The sequence below is a fragment of the Brevibacterium sp. S111 genome (assembly GCF_004745075.1).
Lineage (GTDB): Bacteria > Actinomycetota > Actinomycetes > Actinomycetales > Brevibacteriaceae > Brevibacterium.
Genome location: NZ_RHFH01000004.1, coordinates 21,848 through 43,904 on the forward strand (window position 1 = coordinate 21,848; position 22,057 = coordinate 43,904).

General features: G+C 65.1%; 22 protein-coding genes and 1 tRNA gene. 7 read left to right on the plus strand and 16 right to left on the minus strand.

Annotated elements, in window-relative coordinates:
• Positions 1 to 30: 30 nt before the first annotated feature.
• The 8 genes from EB836_RS05795 to EB836_RS05830 all read right to left on the minus strand — a co-directional run bounded on the left by EB836_RS05795 (position 31) and on the right by EB836_RS05830 (position 7,857).
• Positions 31 to 759, minus strand: a complete 729-nt coding sequence (locus EB836_RS05795) for an amino acid ABC transporter ATP-binding protein (RefSeq protein WP_205683323.1) — start codon at positions 757 to 759, stop codon at positions 31 to 33.
• A 145-nt stretch (positions 760 to 904) separates the two neighbouring features.
• Entirely contained in the window at positions 905 to 2,593 is a 1,689-nt protein-coding gene (locus EB836_RS05800) for an AMP-binding protein (RefSeq protein ID WP_135538470.1), read from the minus strand.
• A gap of 29 nt (positions 2,594 to 2,622) precedes the next feature.
• Complete coding sequence (locus EB836_RS05805) at positions 2,623 to 4,365, minus strand: ABC transporter permease (RefSeq protein ID WP_135538472.1); 1,743 nt, start codon at positions 4,363 to 4,365, stop codon at positions 2,623 to 2,625.
• Between the two features lies 1 nt (position 4,366).
• The gene (gene modA, locus EB836_RS05810) at positions 4,367 to 5,131 is read right to left on the minus strand and encodes a molybdate ABC transporter substrate-binding protein (RefSeq protein ID WP_135538474.1); all 765 of its coding nucleotides are present in this window, start codon (positions 5,129 to 5,131) and stop codon (positions 4,367 to 4,369) included.
• Positions 5,132 to 5,247: 116 nt separating this feature from the next.
• Positions 5,248 to 5,649, minus strand: a complete 402-nt coding sequence (locus EB836_RS05815) for a TOBE domain-containing protein (RefSeq protein WP_135538476.1) — start codon at positions 5,647 to 5,649, stop codon at positions 5,248 to 5,250.
• Positions 5,646 to 6,095: a molybdenum cofactor biosynthesis protein MoaE gene (locus EB836_RS05820; protein ID WP_240689642.1), complete on the minus strand. Its 450-nt coding sequence runs from the start codon at positions 6,093 to 6,095 to the stop codon at positions 5,646 to 5,648. Before EB836_RS05820 ends, EB836_RS05815 begins: the two co-directional genes overlap by 4 nt.
• Positions 6,077 to 6,547 carry a cyclic pyranopterin monophosphate synthase MoaC gene (gene moaC / locus EB836_RS05825; protein ID WP_135538828.1) on the minus strand — a complete coding sequence of 157 codons (471 nt, stop codon included), beginning with the start codon at positions 6,545 to 6,547 and terminating at the stop codon, positions 6,077 to 6,079. The genes EB836_RS05820 and moaC overlap by 19 nt, the downstream gene beginning before the upstream one ends.
• Positions 6,544 to 7,857, minus strand: a complete 1,314-nt coding sequence (locus tag EB836_RS05830) for a molybdopterin molybdotransferase MoeA (protein WP_135538478.1) — start codon at positions 7,855 to 7,857, stop codon at positions 6,544 to 6,546. The genes moaC and EB836_RS05830 overlap by 4 nt, the downstream gene beginning before the upstream one ends.
• Before the next feature lie 40 nt (positions 7,858 to 7,897).
• Here EB836_RS05830 and moaA point away from each other — a divergent pair, with 40 nt between their 5' ends.
• Positions 7,898 to 8,986 (plus strand): GTP 3',8-cyclase MoaA, encoded by a 1,089-nt coding sequence (gene moaA / locus EB836_RS05835; RefSeq protein ID WP_135538480.1) that lies wholly within the window; start codon positions 7,898 to 7,900, stop codon positions 8,984 to 8,986.
• Positions 8,987 to 9,232: a MoaD/ThiS family protein gene (locus tag EB836_RS05840; protein ID WP_135538482.1), complete on the plus strand. Its 246-nt coding sequence runs from the start codon at positions 8,987 to 8,989 to the stop codon at positions 9,230 to 9,232.
• Positions 9,233 to 9,250: 18 nt separating this feature from the next.
• On the opposite strand, the gene EB836_RS05845 is transcribed toward EB836_RS05840, so the two are convergent.
• Together EB836_RS05845 and EB836_RS05850 are read right to left on the minus strand one after the other, a co-directional pair.
• Positions 9,251 to 10,411 (minus strand): ThiF family adenylyltransferase, encoded by a 1,161-nt coding sequence (locus EB836_RS05845; RefSeq protein ID WP_135538484.1) that lies wholly within the window; start codon positions 10,409 to 10,411, stop codon positions 9,251 to 9,253.
• Positions 10,412 to 10,494: 83 nt separating this feature from the next.
• On the minus strand, positions 10,495 to 11,676 hold the full coding sequence (locus EB836_RS05850; RefSeq protein WP_135538486.1) for a molybdopterin molybdotransferase MoeA: 1,182 nt from the start codon (positions 11,674 to 11,676) through the stop codon (positions 10,495 to 10,497).
• A gap of 110 nt (positions 11,677 to 11,786) precedes the next feature.
• Here EB836_RS05850 and EB836_RS05855 point away from each other — a divergent pair, with 110 nt between their 5' ends.
• Positions 11,787 to 12,635 carry a CPBP family intramembrane metalloprotease gene (locus tag EB836_RS05855; protein ID WP_240689644.1) on the plus strand — a complete coding sequence of 283 codons (849 nt, stop codon included), beginning with the start codon at positions 11,787 to 11,789 and terminating at the stop codon, positions 12,633 to 12,635.
• 148 nt (positions 12,636 to 12,783) lie between these two features.
• Here EB836_RS05855 and EB836_RS05860 read toward each other — a convergent pair whose 3' ends face one another.
• Together EB836_RS05860 and EB836_RS05865 are read right to left on the minus strand one after the other, a co-directional pair.
• Entirely contained in the window at positions 12,784 to 14,253 is a 1,470-nt protein-coding gene (locus EB836_RS05860; RefSeq protein ID WP_135538489.1) for an oligopeptide:H+ symporter, read from the minus strand.
• A 147-nt stretch (positions 14,254 to 14,400) separates the two neighbouring features.
• Entirely contained in the window at positions 14,401 to 15,699 is a 1,299-nt protein-coding gene (locus tag EB836_RS05865; protein ID WP_135538491.1) for an MFS transporter, read from the minus strand.
• Positions 15,700 to 15,942: 243 nt separating this feature from the next.
• Here EB836_RS05865 and EB836_RS05870 point away from each other — a divergent pair, with 243 nt between their 5' ends.
• Both EB836_RS05870 and EB836_RS05875 read left to right on the plus strand, forming a co-directional pair.
• Positions 15,943 to 16,362 carry a phage holin family protein gene (locus tag EB836_RS05870; RefSeq protein ID WP_135538493.1) on the plus strand — a complete coding sequence of 140 codons (420 nt, stop codon included), beginning with the start codon at positions 15,943 to 15,945 and terminating at the stop codon, positions 16,360 to 16,362.
• 73 nt (positions 16,363 to 16,435) lie between these two features.
• The gene (locus EB836_RS05875; protein WP_135538495.1) at positions 16,436 to 16,666 is read left to right on the plus strand and encodes a hypothetical protein; all 231 of its coding nucleotides are present in this window, start codon (positions 16,436 to 16,438) and stop codon (positions 16,664 to 16,666) included.
• 121 nt (positions 16,667 to 16,787) lie between these two features.
• On the opposite strand, the gene EB836_RS05880 is transcribed toward EB836_RS05875, so the two are convergent.
• Complete coding sequence (locus EB836_RS05880; protein WP_240689646.1) at positions 16,788 to 17,657, minus strand: alpha/beta hydrolase; 870 nt, start codon at positions 17,655 to 17,657, stop codon at positions 16,788 to 16,790.
• On the minus strand, positions 17,654 to 18,550 hold the full coding sequence (locus EB836_RS05885) for a universal stress protein (RefSeq protein WP_135538497.1): 897 nt from the start codon (positions 18,548 to 18,550) through the stop codon (positions 17,654 to 17,656). The genes EB836_RS05880 and EB836_RS05885 overlap by 4 nt, the downstream gene beginning before the upstream one ends.
• Before the next feature lie 811 nt (positions 18,551 to 19,361).
• Here EB836_RS05885 and EB836_RS05890 point away from each other — a divergent pair.
• On the plus strand, positions 19,362 to 19,589 hold the full coding sequence (locus tag EB836_RS05890) for a hypothetical protein (RefSeq protein ID WP_135538499.1): 228 nt from the start codon (positions 19,362 to 19,364) through the stop codon (positions 19,587 to 19,589).
• Between the two features lie 114 nt (positions 19,590 to 19,703).
• Positions 19,704 to 19,776: transfer RNA gene (locus EB836_RS05895), tRNA-Ala, on the plus strand.
• 116 nt (positions 19,777 to 19,892) lie between these two features.
• On the opposite strand, the gene EB836_RS05900 is transcribed toward EB836_RS05895, so the two are convergent.
• Positions 19,893 to 20,501 (minus strand): methylated-DNA--[protein]-cysteine S-methyltransferase, encoded by a 609-nt coding sequence (locus EB836_RS05900; RefSeq protein WP_240689648.1) that lies wholly within the window; start codon positions 20,499 to 20,501, stop codon positions 19,893 to 19,895.
• 82 nt (positions 20,502 to 20,583) lie between these two features.
• Positions 20,584 to 22,035: an AlkA N-terminal domain-containing protein gene (locus EB836_RS05905; RefSeq protein ID WP_135538501.1), complete on the minus strand. Its 1,452-nt coding sequence runs from the start codon at positions 22,033 to 22,035 to the stop codon at positions 20,584 to 20,586.
• Between the last annotated feature and the right edge of the window lie 22 nt (positions 22,036 to 22,057).

The following is a 22,057-nucleotide window of genomic DNA, read 5'->3' on the forward strand; positions in this document are numbered from 1 at the left end:
GTGAGGTGAATCGGTGTGAAAGGGGTGGGTTCAGTTCGTCAGGATCTTCGACAGGAAATCCTTGGCCCGGCTGCTCTGCGGGTGGGTGAAGAACTCCTCGGGTTCGGCGACCTCGACGATCTCCCCTTCGGCCATGAACACGACGCGGTGTGCGGCTTTGCGGGCGAATCCCATCTCGTGGGTGACCACGACCATGGTCATGCCCTCCTTCGCGAGACCTTCCATGACGTCGAGGACTTCATTGATCATCTCCGGATCCAGTGCCGAGGTGGGCTCGTCGAAGAGCATCACCTTCGGTTTCATCGCCAGCGACCGGGCGATCGCGACACGCTGCTGCTGTCCACCGGAGAGCTGTGCAGGGTATTTGTCGGCCTGATGGGCGACGCCGACGCGTTCGAGCAGGGCCATCGCCTGTTTGTCCGCTTCGGACTTCGACAGCTTCCTGACCTTGATCGGTCCGAGGGTGACGTTCTCGAGGATCGTCTTGTGGGCGAAGAGGTTGAACGATTGGAAGACCATGCCGACGTCCGAGCGCAGCTCAGCCAGCGCCGCGCCCTCGGCCGGCAGCTCCTTGCCGTCGATCGTGATGCTGCCTGAGGTGATCGTCTCGAGACGATTGATCGTCCGGCACAGGGTCGATTTGCCCGAGCCCGAGGGCCCGATGACGACGACGACCTCGCGTTCGGCGATGTCGAGGTTGACATTCTTCAGGGCGTGGAAGTCACCGTAGTGCTTTTCGACGTTCGTCATCGACACCAGTGGCTGTGATTCAACTCTCATGGAATTTGATCCTAGTGAATGCGGGCACACAAACGAAACTCATGCCCGGTCCGGGTTGAACTGCAACCGACTTGTGATCTCCAGTGCGATCCGGCTGCAGCTCATGCCGGATCCCATTCGGTACTCAGACGGCGGCGTGCGCGATCTTCTCGCCCTCTTCCCGGAGGTCGACCTTGCGGATCTTTCCGGACACGGTCATCGGGAAGGAATCGCGGACCTCGACATAGCGGGGAATCTTGAAGTGGGCGAGCTTGCCGGAGCAGAATTCGCGGACTTCGTCGGCACTCAGCGAGTCGAAGCCGTCCTTGAGGATCACCCAGGCCATGAGCTCCTCGCCGTATTTCTCATCGGAGACACCGACGACCTGGACGTCGCGGATGGCCGGGTGGTGGTAGAGGAATTCCTCGACCTCTCGCGGGTAGACGTTCTCGCCGCCGCGGATGACCATGTCCTTGATCCGGCCGGAGATGTCGACATAGCCGTCGTCGTCCATGATGGCCAGATCACCGGTGTGGATCCACCGAGCCGCGTCGATCGTCTCCGCTGTCTTGTCCGGCTGCTCCCAGTATCCGAGCATGACCGCGTAGCCGCGGGTGCAGAACTCGCCCTTCTGCCCCCGCGGGACAGCCTGTCCCGTGACGGGGTCCGCGATCTTGATCTCAAGGTGGGGCATCACGCGGCCCACCGTCTGCGTGCGCTTCTCCAGAGAGTCATCGACTCGGGTCATCATCGACACCGGCGCCGTTTCGGTCATGCCGTAGCAGATGGCGACCTCCGACATGTTCATGTCATCGATGACTCGGCGCATCGTGTTCACCGGGCAGGGCGATCCTGCCATGACCCCGGTGCGCAGGCTCGAGAAGTCGAATTCGGAGAACCGCGGGTGTTCGAGTTCGGCGATGAACATCGTCGGCACTCCGTACAGCGAGGTGGCCTTCTCCTCGGTCACGGCGGACATCGTCGCCAAGGGGTCGAATCCGGGAGACGGCAGCACCACGGCCGATCCATGGCTGAGTGCGGCGAGGTTGCCGATGACCATGCCGAAGCAGTGGTAGTAGGGAACGGGAACGACGACGGTGTCGGCAGACGTGTAGGAGAGCATTTCGCCGATGAAGTACCCGTTGTTGAGGATGTTGTGGTGGCTGAGCGTCACGCCCTTCGGGAAGCCCGTGGTGCCGGAGGTGTATTGGATGTTGATCGGCTCGTCTGCCGAAAGGTCGTCGAGCACCTGCCGCAGTCGCACTCCGTACTTCGCATCCGCATCCTCCAGCAGCTGCCGCCCCTGCCCGATGAGGTGGGCAAAGGATTCGCGTTCGTCGATCTTCGCAGCCCCGATGAGGTCGTCGGGCACGGAGTCGAGGAACACGAGGTCGAGGGCGGGGACCTTCGCAGCGACCTCGGTGGCGATGGCGTGGAAATCCGAATGCGGAGGCGCTAAGACCTGCGAGATGAGCAGCGTCATCCCGGACTGTTCGACGACGTATTCGAGTTCATGGCTGCGGTAGGCGGGATTGACGTTGACGAGGATCGCGCCCATCTTCGCGGTGGCGTACTGGACGAGGGCCCATTCCGCGACGTTCTGCGCCCAGATTCCGACTCGATCGCCCTTCTTCACTCCGCGCCGGATCAGACCGATGGCCAGCGCATCGGTGTCGGCATCGAACTCGGCGTACGTCCACCGTCGGCTCGAGTACCGGTCGACGAGAGCCAGGGCATCGGGGTTCGCCTCTGCGATGCGCTTGAAGTGCTCTCCGATGGTGATCCCGAGCAGGGGTTCTGTCGATGTACCCGAAGAATAGGACAGTTCGGCCACGGCGTTGTGCTCCTTGAAATGTCAGTGACTCAATGTGACTGACTGCACACTATTCCGTCACGGTCCATTATGCAAAAGCTGCGCAGGAAGCTCTGCCCCGCGCCCGCTTCCCCGGGATCGACCCGCCCCACCTGGGAGGACAATGCCACAGCCCCATTCTCAATGAGGACGAGCTCGTCGGCCAATGACACGACGTCGTCGATGTCATGGGTGATGAGCAGGGCGCTGCGACCGGCGAGGAGCTCCGCGACCACCTGTCGGGTCTCGACGCGGACGTCCACGTCGAGTGCGGCCAGGGGCTCATCGAGCAGGAGCAGCTTCGGATCGACGAGGAGGGCACGGGCCAAGGCGATGCGCGCCGCCTGTCCCCCGGAGACGGCTTCGGGCCGTCGCTTCGCGCAATGACCGACGCCGAGGCGGTCGAGCATGGACTGCGCGCGTCGTCGAGCGGGACGGTGGGCCATGCCATGGGCGCGCAGTCCGAAGGACACGTTGTCGATGACGTTCAGATGAGGGAACAGCAGCGGGTTCTGCGCGAGGTGGACGATGCCGCGCGCGTGGACGGGCGGCCAGTGTCCGGTGTCGAGGTCGAAGATCGTGTCGTCGCCGATGCGCAGGCTGCCGGAATCGGGCCGCATCGCACCGGTCAGTGTCTGGAACAGGCTTGATTTTCCGGCGCCGTTGCGCCCGATGATGGCAGTGGTTGCGCCGGAGGGAACGGCGAAGTCGAGAGCGATTCCGCGCTCAGCCAGACGAATCGATCCGCTCAGGCCACCGCCCTCCCCCGGTTCTGCCGGGGCCCGATCGCCGAGAGCTCGGTCGTGAGCTGTTGCCGGGGGCTCCGCCTCGATGCGGGTGTGTTTGAGTGCTTCCCTCGCGGCGCGGTCGTCGACCGGGCCGCTGGCGCCCGCCTCGGCGGCGGGGACGTCCTCGGAGAGAATTGATGGACCGGGCCGACGTCCGAGAGTGAGGCGGGGTGCGTGCGGCGACCGATAGGCGAGGACGATGATGATCACGGCGATGACGACGAGCAGCAGGGACAGACCGATCGCCGCCTGTGGGTCGGACTCGCGGACGAGGTAGATCTGCAGCGGCATCGTGCGGGTCACTCCGGACAGGGACCCGGCGAAGGTCAGGGTCGCACCGAATTCGCCGAGCGAGCGAGCGAAGCAGAGGACGGCTCCGGTCGTGATCCCATGCCGCAGCAGCGGCAGCGTCACCGTGAAGAACACGCGGTTCGGTCTCGCACCGAGTTCGGCGGCGGTGAGTTCGAACCGGCGTCCCAGGGCCGTGGCGGCGGTCTCGACCGACATCACCATGAACGGCAGCGAGACGAAGATCTGCGCCATGATCACCGCCGAGGTGGTGTAGGCCAGGCTGAGGCCGAGTGCCTCCAGGCTCTCGCCCAGCGCTGCCGAACGCCCCCAGGTGTAGAGCAGCGCGAGGCCGCTGACCACCGGCGGAAGCACGAGCGGCAGGAGGATGAGGGTGCGCACGATTCGCTGCCCGGTGAATTGCCTGGTCGCGAGCAGGTAGCCCAGCGGGAACCCGAGGAGGACGCTGACGAGCGCCGAGATCACCGATGTCAGCAGAGACAGCCGCATCGCCAGGAGGGATTCCTTCGCGAGGACGACGTCGAGGAGCCCCTGCGGTTCGACGCGGGTGATCATCCCGATGATCGGCACGAGGAGGAAGACGATCCCAACTGCTGCGGGAATCCACAGCCACCCGGGAATCGTCGTATGCCCTCCCCCGGAATGCTTGGCAGCCATATCAGGCAGCGGCGAATCCGGCGTCGCGCAGCAGCTTCTGGGCGCTGTCGGAGCCGAGGAACTTCACGAACGAGTCGGCCTGCTCTTGATGCTCGCTGGCTCTGACGGTGGCGGCCGGGTACTTGTTGATGACCTTGTCCGCGCCGTCGAGGTCGACCTGCTCGACCTGGCCGTCGGCACGGGCGATATCGGTGACGTAGACGATTCCGGCGTCGGCCTGACCGGCGCTGACCTTGCCGAGGACATCGGTCACGGAATTCTCTTCGCTGACCGGGTCGAGTGCGACCTCGTTGAGCTCTGCCCACTTCTGGGTGGCGGCACCACAGGGAACCTGGGGCGCGCAGACGACGAGGTCGAGCCCGGGGAAGTCCGTCGAGCCCTCGACCGACTTCGGGTTGCCCTCGGCCACGGCCAGGGTCAGCGTGTTCGAGGCGAACATCGAAGGGTCTCCGGCAAGCAAGTCGTCGCCCTCCAACGTGTCCATGGTCTTCTCGTCGGCGGTGGCGATGACGTCGGCGGGGGCGCCCTCGGTGATCTGGGAGACGAGGTCCGAGGAGCCTCCGAAGGAGAACTTCACTTCCGGCCCGGCCGGGTCAGAGTTCTGGAACTCATCGGCGATGTCTTCGAACACCTCGGTCAGTGACGCTGCTGCGAAGACGGTGATCTCGCTCGGGGTGCCCGATGCGGACTGCGGATCGGAACCGGAGGAGCAGGCGGAAAGGGTCAGGGCAGCGACGATGCCGAACCCGAGCAGGGTTTTCTTCATACTCCCATTGAAACCGCATCTGCGGCATTATGTCGATCCGAGAGGCGAGATTGAGACATATTTTTCGATTCTTTTCCCGAAATGCGGCTTCAGTCGTGGTCTCGGGGCGATGTTGATCAGCTGTCGGGCACCGTGTCGATGGAGACCATCGTCGCCTTCACCGAGGCGGTCGCAAGGCTGCCCGGTTCGAGTTCGAGCTGGCGGCAGGCCTCCGCCGACATCAGGGACACCACTCGGAAGGGCCCGCACTGCAGGCTCACCTGAGCCATGACGCCGTCGATGACGACATGGGTGACGAGTCCGGCGAACCGGTTCCGTGACGAGCTCACGACTCCGCTGGGGTCGGGCAGGGCAGCTGCGGACGATTGTGCCAGCGCCGCGAGTTCGCTGCCTGAGACCACGGCACGATTGGAGGCGTCCTTGAGCTGAGTGAGACGGCCGTCGGCGACCCACCGGCGGACCGTGTCGTCGCTGACACCGAGGAATCGTGCGGCATCGCTGATGCGCAGCTGCGTCATTCGAGGGCCCCGACCCACTCGTCGCTGCCGTCGGCGAAGTGCTGGTGCTTCCAGATCGCCACCCGCGCCTTGACCTCGTCGATGAGTTCGGAGCAGGCGAGGAATGAGTCCTTGCGGTGGGCGGAGGCGACGACGGCGGCCAGCGCCACATCTCCGATGGTGAGGTCGCCGACGCGGTGGATCACGGAGAGGCGGACCTGCGGGTGGCGGGCGGCGATGTCGGCGGCCACCTCGGCGATCTGTTCCGCCGCGACGGGGTGGGCCTCATAGTGCAGGGACGCCACGCCGCGTCCCCCGTCGTGGTCGCGGATGACTCCGGAGAAGCTCACGACGGCTCCGCAGGTGTCAGTGAGGACTTCGGGTTCGAGCGCGGCGGTGGAGATCTCGGTCTCGACGACCCCGGTGGTGATGACCGTGCCGGGGGCGCTCATGTCTGCCTCGTCCAATCTCCGCTCCTTCCGCCTGACTTCGCGATGACCCTGATCTCGCCGATCACGGCCTGATTGTCCACGGCCTTGATCATGTCGAAGATCGTCAGTGCCGCAGTGGTCACGGCGGTCAGGGCCTCCATCTCGACCCCGGTCTTCGACACGGTCTTCACTGCGGCGGTGATGGTCACCGACTCGGCACCGAGTTCGAATTCGACATCGATTCCCGTCAGCGGCAGCGGATGGCACAAGGGGATGAGGTCGCTGGTGCGTTTGGCCCCCATCACAGCGGCGATGCGCGCCACGGGCAGGGCATCGCCCTTGGGCAGCCCCGCCTCGGCGATGAGGTCGATGACGTCGCTGCGGGTGGTGATGATCCCGGCCGCAACGGCGCGTCGTTTGGTCACGTCTTTGTCACCGACGTCGACCATCTGGGCGGTTCCGGACTCGTCGACGTGCGAGAGCTTCATGCGATCTTCCACGTCATCAGCCTATCGTCCACGGCTGAGAACGGATTGTCAGCTCCGGGCTCGTCGGGTGAGACGAAGACGAGATGGGTCGCCTCGGCATAGCTGTGGAGTAGGTGGGAGCGCGAGTCTCCGACGAATTCGAGGCCGGCCTCGGTCAGCCGGGCGCGACGGATCTGGAGCTTGCCGACCGGTGGCCGTTCGTCGAATCCGTGTGCCAGACGGTGGTGGGCGACCTCGCGGGGTGCCTCGTCGCCGGCAAGGCCGAGCAGGGCGGGACGGATGAACATCTCGAAGCTGATGAGGGTGCTCACCGGGTTGCCCGGCAGCGCCACCCACGCGTGGTCGGCCAGCCGCCCGCATCCCTGCGGACCGCCGGGCTGCATGGCGATGGGTTCGAACACGACGTCGGAGTCCGGGTCGAGTTCGGCGGCGAGTTTGACCACCTCATGGGCACCCTTCGAGATCCCGCCGGTGGAGATGACGAGGTCTGCCTCACTTCCCCGCACCCGGTCGAGGAGCAGCTGCGGATCATCGGGGACGAAGGCGACCTCTGTCTCCACCCCGAGCCGGCGCAGTCCGGCTGAGAGCGTCACGGAGTTCGCGTCGTTGATCCCGGCTGCCGCTTCGGCGGCGATCTCGTCGCCCGTGCTCACGACGAGCACCCTCGGCAGGGAGAGGACAGGCAGAGCGCCCACTCCGCAGGCGGCGGCCACGCCGAGGTGGGCGGGGCTGAGCATGGTGCCCGCGGTGAGCACGATCTGTCCGGTGCGGACGTCGCTGCCGCGGGTGCGCACGAACGCCCCGGGTCCAGGTGGGCCCGCCGGGGTCCCGGGCACCGGTGTCTCGGCCGGGCGGTCGATCGTGATGGCTGCGGCGCCGAAGGTTCCTGGTGCGGTGTCTTCGATCCTCATCACCGTATCGGTGCCTTCGGGAAGTGGGGCTCCGGTCATGATCTCGACGGCGGTGCCGGGCTCGACCTTGTCGCCGCGTGCTCCGGCGGCGACCCGACCGCGTACGGGGATCGGTCCGAGTCGAGTGGACCCGGCGGAGGACCTGTCGGCGGTGGCGGCGCCTGCGCAGACCGCCATGGAGGCGGACGCAGCCGTGGACGCCGCTGCCAGTGTCTCGGCGGCCACGGCGTATCCGTCCATGCTCGAGTTGTCGAAGCCGGGGACGTCGATCGGTGAGGCCACATCGGCGGCAAGCCGGCGCGGGGCGTCGAGAAGTTCGCTCAGCGGCAGCGTCTGCGTTTCGGTCAGTGGAGCGATCGTCTCGAATACCCGTACACGATGCATCTTCGCAGTAGTCATGGGACGATGATAACGACACGCTTTCAAGGAGGATGACGAAATGGAGAAGATCGGCCTGCCGATGCCGGTGCTGAGAACTCCGACTGTCGATCCCGGCGAGGAGTTCACCGGACACAGCGAGGATTCGCTGCTCGACACCTATGGTCGTCGAGCCAGGGACCTGCGCATCTCACTCACAGACTTCTGCAATCTGCGCTGTACGTACTGCATGCCCGCCGAAGGTGTGGAGTTCATGTCTCGTGATGCCGCAATGTCGCGCGACGAGATCATCCGGTTCGTCCGCATCGGGGTTGAGAAGTTCGGCGTCGACCAAGTCCGGTTCACCGGCGGCGAGCCCCTGACGCGCAAGGACATCAACGAGATCATCGCTGGGGTCGCGGCGCTGGAGCCGCGACCGAACATCGCATTGACGACGAACGCAATCGGCCTCGACAAGAGGGCAGCCGGGCTCAAAGCCGCCGGTCTCGATCGGATCAACGTCTCGCTGGACACCATCGACCCTGACACCTTCGAGACCATGGCCAGACGTCCCTTCCTCCATCGTGTGCTCGAGGGCATCGACGGGGCGAAGGCCGCCGGCCTCGACCCGGTGAAGATCAACGCGGTCCTCCTGCCCGGAATCAACGATGCGCACGCGCCCGATCTGCTCCAGTGGTGCCTCGGCGAGGGCCTGAGTCTGCGGTTCATCGAACAGATGCCCTTGGACGCCGGCCATTCCTGGGATCGGGGAGCGATGATCACCGCCGCCGATATCTTCGCCCTGCTCGAGCCCCGGTTCGTGCTCACCCCCGATTCGGCTCCGCGAAACGGTGCCCCGGCCGAGAAGTTCCTCGTCGCCGACCGGAAGGATCCGGACACCGTGCTCGGAACCGTCGGCGTCATCGCGTCGGTGACCCGTCCGTTCTGCGCCGACTGCACGCGCACCCGCCTGACCGCGGAAGGGCGTGTGCGCACCTGTCTGTTCTCCCGCACCGAGGTCGATCTTCTCACTGCGATGCGCAACGGCGCCGATGATGAGTCGATCGCGGATCTGTGGAAGGGCGCTCATTGGAAGAAGCTCGCCGGCCACGGCATGGACACCGATGAGTTCGAACAGCCCCAACGCCCCATGAGCGCCATCGGAGGATAAGTGCCCACCATCACCGTTCGGTTCTTCGCCGCCGCCCGTGAAGCCTTCGGAGCTCGCGAGGCCCGCCTCAGTGCCGGATCCGTCGACGAACTCGTCTCCGCCCTCGCCGAGGCGGCCGATCCCCAAGCGGCGACCGTGCTGTCGCGCTCGTCCTTCCTCGTCAACTCCGTGGCCGCGACCGATCGGTCTGCGCCTCTGTCCGACGGGGACACCGTCGACGTCCTCCCGCCGTTCGCCGGAGGCTGAGACGGGCGGGTTCCGTCGTCAGTCCTGCTGAGCTGCGGGCTGTGACAGGTAGGCGAGATAACCGCCGTTGACCGACGTCACGGGCAGTCCCTGTGCCCGCAGCTGGGCGACGGTTTTTGCCGACCGCATCCCCGACCTGCAGTACAGGGCGACGCCTGTCTGTCGTGCGTGCTGCCGTCCGGACTGAGGCGATTGCTTCGCATCGGACGATTCCTCGGTCCCAGATCCGGTAGGCAGTCGACTCGGGTCGGCGATGAGTTCGTCCATCGGGATGTGGATGGCGCCGGGCACCATTCCCGCGGTGACCTCGTCATCGTCACGGATGTCGACGAGGATCGCGTCCCGGGCCAGTTCGGACCAGCCGAGCGCGGCCGCTCCCATGTCGACGGTGTGCTGCGCGTAGTCGCCGCGATGGGAGTCAAGGTCCGTGATCGGCTGCCTGCCGGGAATCCTGGAGACGGGGACGGTCTCCCACCCTGCGTCAAGGCTGCTGTGGACGGCCACCGCGTTCACCAGCGGAGTGCCGATCCCGGTGAGGATCTTGATCGTCTCCATCGCCATGGCAGAACCGATGCTCCCGCACAACGGCCCCAGGACACCGGCCACCGAGCAGTCGGGCACACTGCCGGGTGCCGGCACCTCCGGGTAGAGGTCACGCAGAGTAGCGCCCTGGCCGGCGTCGAAGACGGCGACCTGACCGTCGAATCCGAGGATGGTCCCCCACACGAGCGGAATGCCGAGGATCTCGCAGGCGTCGTTGGCCAGGTACCGGGTGGCGAAGTTGTCGCTGCCGTCGATGACGACATCGACACCGGTCAGCAGGTCGAGGGCATTGTCCGGGGTGAGAAGGACCGCGTGGGTGCGGAGGTCGATCGACGAGTTGATTCCTGCCATCCGCTCGCGTGCGGACTCGATCTTGCGGGTGCCGATGGCCGCCTCGGTGTGGATGATCTGCCGATGGAGGTTGCTCAGTTCGACGATATCGGGGTCGATGACGGAGATCGTGCCGATGCCCACGGCGGCGAGGTAGCTGAGTACGGGGGCACCGAGTCCGCCGGCGCCGATGACGAGGACGTGCGAGTCGAGCAGGGCCTCCTGCGCGGCTTCGCCGAACCCGGATAGGCGGATCTGCCGGGCATAGCGGGCCCGAGCGGCGGGATCGAGACGAGGTTGTGACATGTCTTCCATCCTAATTCCCCGAGACCCGACGGTCCTGCGTCGACCGGCCGAACCCGTCTTCGGCATTCACCAAGGATCTGGTTTCAGCACTCGAGATAGTCGACGATCGCACCCGGGAGCAGTCGTCCGGTGCCGCGGGGAATGCGAATGATCACTTCTGCCGCGGCGAAGTTCGGCAGTCGGGCTCCGTCCACGGCGCGGATCTCACCGGTGGCCGTGAAGGCACCGGGACGAACCTTGACCGCATGCGGATGCTGGCCGAGTTCGGACCCGGTGTAGAGGCCCTTCTTCCACCTGGCGCGCAGCGGCCGACCTTCCAACAGCGATCGGGCGAAGAGGTGGAAGGCGACGAACGCTCCCTGCGGAGTCCCCGGGAGGTGCAGCAGGGGCAGACGTCCGAGACGACCGTGTCCCTGCGGTGAACCCGGTCGCATGCCCAGACGCAGAAAGGTCGAATGCTCGCCTTCCAAAGTCTGCCGCACGACTTCGAAGGCTCCGGCGCTGATCCCACCCGTGGTGATGACGAGATCTGCCATAGGTGCCAGTTCGTCGAAGACGGCCCGCAGTGCATTCGGATCATCGCTGCATGTCGCTTCGATGGCTTCGGCTCCGGTCGAGCGGATCGCGGAGGCGAGCATCGGCAAATTCGAGTTGAGGATCAGGGCTCCGGCCGCCTCGGCGGCGGTGTCGCGCAGTTCGTCTCCGGTGACGATCACGCCGATGCGAGGCCGCCCGTCGACGTCGATCTCATCGATGCCGAGCATCGCGAGCGTGCCGACGCCGGCCGCGGTCAGACGGGATCCGGCCGGGAGGATGACGTCACCGGCCGCGATATCCTCGCCCACCGCGCGGATGTTCCAGCCGTTCGCGACCTGCTGGGGCAGGGAGGAGATGCGGATCGTCTGCGGGGCCGCGCCGGTCTGGTCAGCATCGGTGAGTTCGACGGGAACGACCGCCTCGGCGCCGGTGGGGATCGGAGCTCCGGTCATCACACGCACCGCAGCGCCTGGGCGCAGCAGCGCGGCTTCGTGACCGGCGGGGGTGTCGCCGCTGACGCGGATGGCCGTGCCGCGCTGTGCCTCCTGCAGAGCCGGTCCGTCGAGGGCGAATCCGTCCATCGCCGAGGTGGGAAAGGCCGGCACCGCCCGATCGGCGACGAGGTCGGCACGAAGGGTGCGGCCGATCGCCTCGTGCACGGCCACGGTCTCGGAGTGCACGCTGGGGGCGAGTTCGGCGATGAGTTCGGAGTAGTCCTCGGGGTCCAATGGTGTCCTTCCTTCGCTGACGATCCTACGCGGCTGGCTCACCGACTCGTCGACAGTGGTCGGATGAGATCGGGGCAGGTTCGTCTGCGGTTTCGTCTACAGTGTGGACCGTGGACACCGAGCATGCAGATTCCGTCGAGACCGCACGCCGTGGCCTCCTCAGCTGGGAGGCGGCTGCGACCGCGCTTCTCGCGCTCGCCGCGGTCGTGCTCTTCGGGCTGGGCACCACCTTTCCGCAGGTCCGAGCGTTCGGTTATGTGCCGATGGTGGCGGGAGTCGTCATCGCGTGGTCGGCGAACCGCCGTTTTGCCCGTGATCACAGCATCATCACCGCCTGTCTCGCGCTGATCTCCGCGATCTCCGTCGAGGCCGACATCTCGTGGACGAACATCGCGCGGATGGGTGTCGTCCTCTCCGCTGTCGTCGTCGGGCCGTGGCTCGTGACCCGGTATGTCTTCGATGATCGGACGATCCAGTTCCCCAGGCGTCGCGGCCGACCGTGGTCGCGGTTCGAGTGGGCGTGGCTGGCCTTCGTCGTCGTGGTGGCCTGGACGGTGCTGCCGCAGTACTTCATGCGCACCGGCGTCTACCTCAACTGGCCGCCGCTTGATGGCTGGTCGGAGATTCTGCGGCTGTTCTTCGGTGTCAACGCCGTCGGCATCTGGGATGAGCTGTTCTTCATCTGCACGGTCTTCGCACTGCTGCGCAAGCATTTCTCGTTCTGGACGGCGAACGTCTTCACCACGATCATCTTCGTCTCGTTTCTCTGGGAGCTCGGCTACCGGTCGATCGGACCGCTGCTCACGATCCCCTTCGCCCTCGTTCAGGCATTCATCTTCACCCGCACGAAGTCACTGCCCTACACCGTGACGGTGCATCTGCTCTTCGACGCTCTCGTCTTCCTCACGATCGTCCACGCCCACCATCCGCAGGCGCTGCCGATCTTCATCGGAGTGTGAGCCCCGGGGCCACGGCATCCATCACCGTTCGCGTGACAACCCCCTGCAGGACCACGCGGTTGTGCTGCACCCGGTGACTGATGACCCCCGGGAACGCCGAAGGCCCCTCGCACCCAGCGGCGCGAGGAGCCTTCGAATCGGACAATTGTCAGCGGATGCCGCGCAGCAGCTTGAGCATCGGCTTGGTCAGGGTCAGGGCCAGCAGACCGAGCACGATCGAGGCGCCGCCGATCGACAGCCAGTACGGGGTCTGGTTGTCAACCGAGAAGTATCCGCCGAGCACACCCGACAGCGCCGTACCCACACCGGAGGAGAGGAAGAACACGGCGATCATCTGCGACTGGAACACCTTCGGCGCCACCTTCGTCGAGAACGACATGCCCACCGGCGAGATGAGCAGTTCACCGAAGACGAACACCGCCAGCGTCAGCGCAACCCACAGCAGAGGAGTCTCATTGGGTCCGGCCTCGGCGTAGGGCAGGAACATGAGGAAGCCGACTCCGATGAACACCAGCGAGAGTCCGGCCTTGACCGGGGTCGAGATCTGCTTCGGTCCGAGCTTCGTCCACATGATCGCGAACAGCGGGGCGAAGATGATGACGAAGAGTGCGGGAATCAGCTGGATCCAGTTGATCGGCATCTCCCAACCGAAGATCGACCGGTTGAGCTGGGTGTCCGAGTAGACGGTGAGCACACCGAAGATCTGCTGGTACATCGACCAGAAGATCACGCTGGTGAGGAAGAACGGGATGAATGCGATGACGCGGGACCGCTCATCAGGATTCGTCTGCGGCGAGGTGTACATGACGATGACGTAGCAGGCGGCCGCTCCGGCGGAGATGCCGGCGATCCACCAGTCGATGTTCTCGGCGTTGACCAGACCGGTCGTCCACAGCACGACTGCGACGATGACGACGGCCACGACGGCGCTGATGAAGAGGTAGAGCTTCGACTTCGGCAGCGGGTTGACCGCGACCCGGGACTCGGGAGGAAGGTTCTTCCGACCGGTGACGTAGATGATCAGACCCAGCGCCATGCCGACTGCGGCGGCACCGAATCCGTAGTGGAAGCCGATCTGTTTCTGCAGAATGCCCGTGAGCAGGGGTCCGAGCATCGCACCGATGTTCACGCCCATGTAGAAGATGGTGAACCCGGCGTCGCGTTTGGGGTCCTTCTCTTCGTAGAGCTCACCGACCAGCGCTGAGGCATTGGCCTTGAGTCCACCGGAGCCCAGGGCCACGAGGATGAGTCCCAGTGCGACTCCCCCGAACCCGGGAATGAGCGCAAGGCAGATGTGCCCGGTCATGATGATGATCGCCGAGTAGAAGAGGACCTTCTCGGCTCCGGCCAGACGATCGGCGATCCAGGCACCGAGGATCGTAGCGAGGAAGACCGCACCGCCGTAGGCGCCGACGATGCCGACCGCTGTGCCCTTGTCCAGGCCGAGTCCGCCCTCTGTGACAGTGAAGTAGAGGTAGATGGCGAGGATGCCGTTCATACCGTAGTAGGAGAACCGTTCCCACAGTTCCAGGCTGAACAGCTGCATGAGCGGCAGGGGGTGTCCGAAGAAGCGGGTATCGCTGCGGACGACCTCGGTCGACGAGGTGGTTGAAGACATTGTGTGCTTTCCGTAGTGGTGTGAGACGCCACGTTCCGTGGTGCGTTTCACGGTGGACCAGCGGTCATATTACTCTCCGCCGAACCACCGGTCACACCTGGCAGACACTGGGACACAGCGTCCCAAAAAGCGGAAAGGACGAGTGACTCAGGTCTCGTTCTCACCGTCGAAGACGACCCTGCGTCCGGACCCAGAGCCCTTGCGCCGAGCCCTGAGACGGATAGCGAGATTGAGTGTCCCGGCGAGGAGGACGATCGCCGAGGCGGCCACGGGCACAGCCATCGCCGTCGCGGTGCCCTGCTCCTCGGCGAGGATGCCGTTGATCGCCGAGGCGACCGACTGGCCGACGATGATCGCCGACCCGGCCATGGACATCACGGTAGCCGACCGTCCCCGCGGTGCACGCTCGGCGGCGAGGCTGAACAGCGTGACGAGGCTCGGCCCGATCGCCGAGCCCATGAGCAGCAGCGCGAGGACGATGATCGGCATCGACTCGGTCGAGGCGAGCACGACCGAACCGGTGAGCAGGATCGGAGCGAAGCACAGCAGCCTGGCCCAGAGGGCGAATGAGGTCGGGAAGGCCGCCACCGAGATCGCGAGGATCGCCGAACCGATTCCCAGCACTCCGTAGACGAGCCCGGCTTCTTCCGGGCGTCCGATGTCGTTGGTCAGCGCTGTCAGCGCCGTGAGAGTCGACCCGAACACCATCCCGACACCGAAGACACCGAGCACGACGACGAAGACTCCCGCAGTGAACATGTCCTTCGCCGGAGCACGCTTCGCCGCCTCCGAGCTCATCGCAGACGACCGGGCCCGGCCCGTCGGGTGCAGGGCGAAGGCGGAGACGAACACGAGCGTCATCACGATCGCCCCGATGATGGGAGCGACCGGATCGAACAGGGTGGCGAGGAGGCCGACGAGGAAGGGGCCGAAGACGAAGATGATCTCGTCGGCAGCGGATTCGTACGCCATGGTGCCGTTGAGCACCTTCGGCCGGCGTGAGAGCGGCAGCGCCGTCATGATGATGTCGACGACGCGTGAGCGAGACATGGGCGCCACCTGCGGCGAGGTCGCGCCGATCGCGAAGGCCGCGATGAAGACGACGACGTCGGGCAAGGGACTGAACACGACCCAAGCCATGAATGTCAGCGCGATGCAGTTGAGGAAGCCGACGACGAGCAGGACGTAGCGCTGTCCCCATCGGTCGCCCGCCGCACCGATGAAGGATCCGAACAGCGCGGTGCCCAGACCGACCATGGCCGAATTGATGCCGCCGAGGCTGAGCGATCCGCGGCCGGCGACGACGAGGGTGAGAACGCCGACGACGATCATCGCGAACGGCATCCGCGCGACGAAGGCGATCGGGAAATAGCTGCGCCCGACCACCGAGAACAGGGTCGGCGCGGACTGTTCGGGAGCAGGTGCCGGTGTATTGCTGTGAGTCATACCAATCCAGTTTCTCCTCTCGGCTGGCCGAGAGGCCGTGCCGCCGTGGTGACCTGGATCAAATCACTCGGTAGATGCACTGAGGTCTGCGGACCAGAGGGCCCGGCCTTCAGGCTACTGGGTTTCGACTTCCGATTCGAGCAGATCGCCGATCTCAGCGTTTGAACTGCATCACCACGGCACAGACGTCTTTCCCATCCGCGACTCAGAAAGAACGCAGATCGGTCTGACAGGATGACGATTATGAATTTCTTCTCTCGCGTCATCGTCAACGCTTGCGCGATCTGGGTGGCGGCCTGGATTCTGCCGGGAGTGACGATCACAGGGAACCGCCTCGTCGAGGAACAGACCGGGACGATCCCGGCCATGATCATCTCCTATCTCGTCATCGGACTCATCTTCGGACTGGCCAACGCCTTCATCAAACCGATCCTCAGCTTCGTCTCCGCCCCGATCACCTGTCTGACCCTCGGACTCTTCTCGATCGTGATCAATGCGCTCATTCTGGCGCTGACGAGTTGGCTCTCCGGATTCACACCCTTCGTGTTCACCATCGATTCGTTCTTCTTCTCCGCCATCTTCGCCGCGATCATCGTCTCGATCGTCTCGGCTCTCTTGGGCTGGTTGGTCCCGGACCGAAGCGCCGAACGCGAACGGAGATGAGCAAAGTTCTCTACGCGATGTAGACTGGAGCCAAGCGTCAGCTTGACCACCAGAAACTTTGCCGGAGGAGACCATGTCCAATATTGCCGCCCCGAAGCGAACCCGCAACTCAGCATCGTTTGCCGATGTCATCGTCTTCGTCATCTCGTTCGCTGTCTTCCTGTTCGGCCTCTACCTCTTCGGTGCGGCCTTCTCTGCCCCTGAGGGCACCGAATTCTGGGTCTTCTGGGGCGGTCTGCTGGCGTCGAGCTTCGCCTTCATCATTCCGATGGTCTATCACTGGGTGCGCGACCCACGCCCCTGATCTCCGACTGACACCCGAAAGGGGCCGTTGCGTACGCACGCAGCGGCCCTTCTTCTGTGTCTCGGGCGGGCTGAGGTCTCGCGAGCCGTCCGGCGCTTCCCTCCGCAGATGGCCGTCAGACTCATGCGCGGCTGCGCACGAAATCCGCAATCGCCGAGGCGGCCGCTTCCGAGCGCTCGTAATGCACGAGGTGACCGACCCCGACCAGTTCGACGAAGCTCGGGTCCCGCAGGTCCGCGGCGAAGGATCGGGTGGCGTCGATGGGGGCGATCGCGTCGCTGTCTCCGGCGATGACGAGCGTCGGCATCGTCAGCGCATCGGCCACCTCGGTGACGGTGTGGGACACCGAGGTGTCAAAGGCTTCGGCCAGTGAGGCGCGGTCGGAGAAGGCCGAGAAGTACTTTGCGTGCTGATCATGGATATAAGAGCGCAGCCCCGGATCGTCCGTGGTGGCCATGACTTCGCTCATCACTCGTACGATGACCGGACTGGACAGCAGCGCCCGCCCGGCCCGCTGCGGCAGTTTCGCACCGAGGCGGTAATAGGCCCTGGTCAGCGCGGTGGCGAACCGTGCCGATCCTTCGAGCGCCGGGGTCGTGATCGGGTTGATGAGGATGAGTTCCGGTGTCGCTTCAGGCTGCTGAGCGGCCAGGTGACTGACGAGGATCGACCCGAAGGAGTGCCCGAGCACGATGGGCGCCCGTCCACCGGTGCGGACCACCTCGGCGACGAGTGCGGACAGGAAGTCGACGTACGACTGCAGCCCCAACCCGTTCTCCAGCGGCAGGGTCTCACCGAACCCCGGCAGGTCGGGGACGATGACCGGCCGGTCTCGGATCTCTCCGGCGATGAGATCCATGCCGTGGTGGTCCCCGCGGAACCCGTGGATCATCAGCAGCGGTCGTTCCTGTTCGTCCCCGCCGTAGATCCACGCTGCCGTCTCGTGGCCGTCAGCGTTGAGGCTCAGACGCCGGGACTCGCGCAGTCTCAATGCGGTCGGACCGGGCTGACTGCTCCCCGTGGCACGACGACCACCGGGACCGGCAGGACTCGCAGCAGGCGTCGGGCGCGTGCACCGATCGCGACTCTGCCGCCGTGCCCGAGTCGGCTCGAACCGATGAACGCGAGCTCTCCGGGGAGCCATTCGATGCCCTCGGCGGCCTCCTCGATATCGGCACCGGCACGGGCCTTCACCGTCGCCCGCCCCGCCTCGAACATCTCCGAGGCACGTTCGGCGAGGACCGCTCCCCCGTACTGTTCGGCGAATTCCGCCACCTCGGCGACTTCATCGTCAACCAGCCCGTCGTCTGCGATGAGCGAGAGCAGGCGCAGGTCCACGTTGAGGCTGCTCGCCGATTGGACAGCGGCACCGATGAGGGACGAAGCGCCGGGGCGGGCACCGAAGAGCGCGGTGACCCGGGAGATCGGGCCGATATCTGACTTCTCCGGCGGAGCGAGGACGACCGGCACGGTCGAGGAATGCAGCAGCGCGGAGGCGACTGTGCCGATCCGCAGCTGTCGCATCAGGGTGGCCGCCCGGGCACCGATGACGATGCCCAGAGCTTCCTCGGCTTCGGCGACCTCCATGAGGCCCTTCGACTCATTCGAGGCGACGCGGATGACGCCCTTGGCTGAGACGTCGTCAGGGATGAGTGACATGGCTTCGTCGAGCCAGTCGTCGATCTGCTGTGCGACGATGCCGGCGCCGTCCTGCGGCACTGCACTGCCGGCCATGATCGTCGAGGACTCCGGTCGCACGATGGTGACGACCAGTTCGATGTCGATCGACCGGGCGATCGAGATGGCGAGAGCGATGGCATCTCGGCCCCGATCCGTTGCGATGTAGCCGACGACGAGCCGTCTCTTGGTGGCGGTCTCTGACATTCTCAACTCCCTTGAAGATGCGTGATGCACGGATGCGGATGCACGTCTGGTTCGATTCTACGTCGCCGGGTTCGACAGCATCGACTTCGAAATCCGCCGTCACCGATTTCCGAATGAAAAATTGTCGGAGAAAATAATGAACAAAACTTCCACAGGCATTCACTGCTGTGATAAATTCGACAGTGCAATTACGGATTCGCAGACAAAACCTTGATTGCACACTGACCATTGTGAACGCTGACGCAGTTCACGCGAGATCCACGACCAATGAGAGGAGCGCAGTTTCGATGATGATGACAACAATCGCAGGCCCCGGACTTCGACGGCATGGATTTGTCAATGCTGCCTGCCCGATTGGCGGACAAGGACTCGTCGGCTGACCCCAGCCGTCTTTCGCGTCTTTGCCACCGGTTGGCTTCTGACCACCGGCGCTCACTGAGCCGACCGGTTGCCTGGAATCCGGCATTGAGCCACTACGGCCTGTTCGCAGATCCACATGATCTGCCCGCCGCCGTTTCAGTATTCCCACGCCTGGCCTTCGCTGCCGCTTGACGACCCTGGCCGTATTTCGTCCAAGACCGTCGTGGGCTCACGATTGCTCTGCGGTCGTGAGCATGCTCAATCGGAATCCTGGAACACGTCCCCCTTGCGACCGAACAGTCCGCATTCATCGCATTCATTGCGAATAGCGCAGCTCGATTAGCGTGACCCGATCAGCGACGCCTTTTGCGAATGCATTCATTGATCGCCATTTCGGGATACCTCCTGCCTTTTTGCAGATATCCCTGTCTGAAATCACAGAGGAAGAATTGTGTCGACCGCATTTCCGTCCACCTATCCGCGCCGCTGGGCACTGAGCACTGGGATGAAACTCATCCGCTGGGCACGTCGTCCAGCCGTCACCGCTGAGACTCGTGCAGAGAGGTCCGCTCGCAAACAGGCCGCACGTCTCAAGGCGCACGCTCGCGACCAACGAATCCGCGAACTGCGCGAGCGTGACATCGTTCGCTACCTCAGCCAGGTCAAGCCCTACATCTGAGAGCAGGCGGCTCGAGCCCACCGGACTCGAGCCGCCTGCACCGGAGTGTGGGCAGCGTCACCTTCTCTCGATTTGGCCTGACACCCACATCTGGGTAATATTGTTCAGGCAAGCGGGGGTATGGCGCAGTTGGTAGCGCGTCTCCATGGCATGGAGAAGGTCAGGGGTTCGAATCCCCTTACCTCCACCGCAGAAGGGCCGAGATCCGAAAGGGTCTCGGCCCTTTGTCGTCCCCACCTAATTGCTACCTGGCGGGGTCCCAGCAACTTGGCGCCAGGTGGCTGGGACCCCGCCAGGTAGCAATTAGGTGGGGGTTTCTAGGGTGAGAAGGTGTCGCTTCTTCACCTCGCCCCAGGCGTAGCCGGTGAGTGAACCATCGGCACCGATCACACGGTGGCACGGCACGATGATGCTGATGGGATTCTTCCCGTTCGCCGCGCCGACCGCCCGGGCCGCGCTCGGTCTGCCCAGCATCGCTGCCAGCTGCCCGTACCCGACGGTCCGGCCGTAGGGGATCTCGGTCAGTGCCTGCCACACCGAGCGTTGGAATTCGGTGCCCCGAGCGGCCAGCATCAGGTCGAACTGTGTCCGCTCGCCGGCGAAGTACTCCCCCAGCTGGGTGGCCGTGCGGGTGAAGATCTCGAGTTCGTCGTTCGGAGTCGGCTCGACTCCGAAGGCTTTGCACAGGCGCTGGATGGTCGCTTCGGAGACATCGAGGTAGACGCCCGTGAGGTGGATGCCGTCCGAGGTGGCCAGCATCGGTCCGAGCTCCGAGTCGAGCACCGTCGAATACACCGGCACCGAGGCGATCGGCAGCTCGAGTGGACCGCTGATCGAGGCTGTCTGGTCCGGCCCGGTGGTCGTCGTCGACTTGGTCGTGGTCTGCTGCTGAATCGTGTGTTGAGAAGTCATGGTCTCTCGTCCCTTCTTCAAGGATGGTGGGCGAGTCGAGTCGGTCTCGTCGTCTGTCATTTCGATCCGGTCGTCTGCGATGTCAGTGTTGCGCCTGGGCGTGTCCTGCCCACAGGAGATGAGTGAGGTAGGAGCGCCATGGGCTGCAGGCGGCGACGACGTCCGCCCAATCGCCTGCCGGAGCCGATTCGGTGAGCTCGGCCACGGACTTCTTCACTCCGAGGTCGGAGCCGAGGAAGACATCGGGATCTCCGAGTGCGCGCATCCGGATGTACCCGTTGCTCCACGGTCCGATCCCCGGCAGGGCGAGCAGATCCCGGCTCGCCGCTTCCCGATCGCTGCCGGCGCCGAGGTCGAGGCGCCCCTCGGCCAGGGCTGTCGCGAGGGCGTGGATCGTGCGGATGCGCGAGGCCGGAAGCGCCCAGTCGTCGGCGGGGACCGCGGCAATCGCCTCGGCTGTGGGGAAGAGTCGATCGACACAGTCGGTCCGCAGCTCCTCGGGAAGGGGCTCCCCCGCCCCTGCGACGAGCCGCTGAAGATGAGTGCGTGCCGCGGCCAAAGAGATCTGCTGGCCGAGGACCGTGCGCACGGCCAGTTCGACGGAATCGCAGTGTCCGGGCGAACGCATCCCCGGATGCCGGTCGATGAGAGTTCCGAGTCCTGCCGCGCGCAGAGTCTGGGCGACCGCCACGGGATCCGCATCGAGATCGAGGATCCGCCTGGCCCTGGCCACGGCACTGCCGAGATCACGGGTGTCCGCCAGTCGCAGTCGACACTCGACGAAGTCTCCGGCTGCCTGTCTCAGCGTGATGACCGCCGGGCCGTGTGCCAGGCGCATGGATCGGGAGTAGGCGCCGTCGGCAACGGTCTCGATTCCCGGCACGGCACGCACGGAGTGGTAGGCCAGGAGGTACTCGAAGTCGAAGGGCGGACGGTAGGCGAGGCGGAGGACCAGCTGGTCGGCGACGGCACGGTCAGATCCTGTGGTGCGCAGCTCTCGCGGGCTGATCGAATACATGTCTCGGAAGGTGTCGTTGAACTGACGGATGCTGGCGAATCCCGCGGCGAAGGCGATCTCGCTCATCGGCAGCGCCGTGGCTTCGATGAGGGTCCTGGCCGTGCGCACCCGTTCGGTCCGGGCCAGCGCCAGCGGTCCGGCGCCGAGCTCCTCGTGCATGAGGCGAGACAGCTGTCGGGAACTGTAGCCGAGTTCCGCGGCCAGGGCCTCGACTCCCCCGCAGTCGATGATGCCTTCGCGGATGAGGCGCACGGCCCGGGCGACGACATCACCGCGTGTGTCCCATTCGGGGGAATTCGGGCTGGCATCGGGTCGACACCGTTTGCAGGCGCGAAAGCCCGCTTCGGCGGCGGCCGCGGCGCTGATGAAGAAGTCGACATTCTCCCGTCTCGGGGTTCTGGCCGGGCACGACGGTCGGCAGAAGATCCCGGTGGTGTGCACCGCGGTGAAGAACATGCCGTCGAAGCGTCTGTCACGGGAAGTGACCGCCTGATAGCACTGATCGGTGGTGAGCATGCTCCCATTCTGGTCGCCGCAG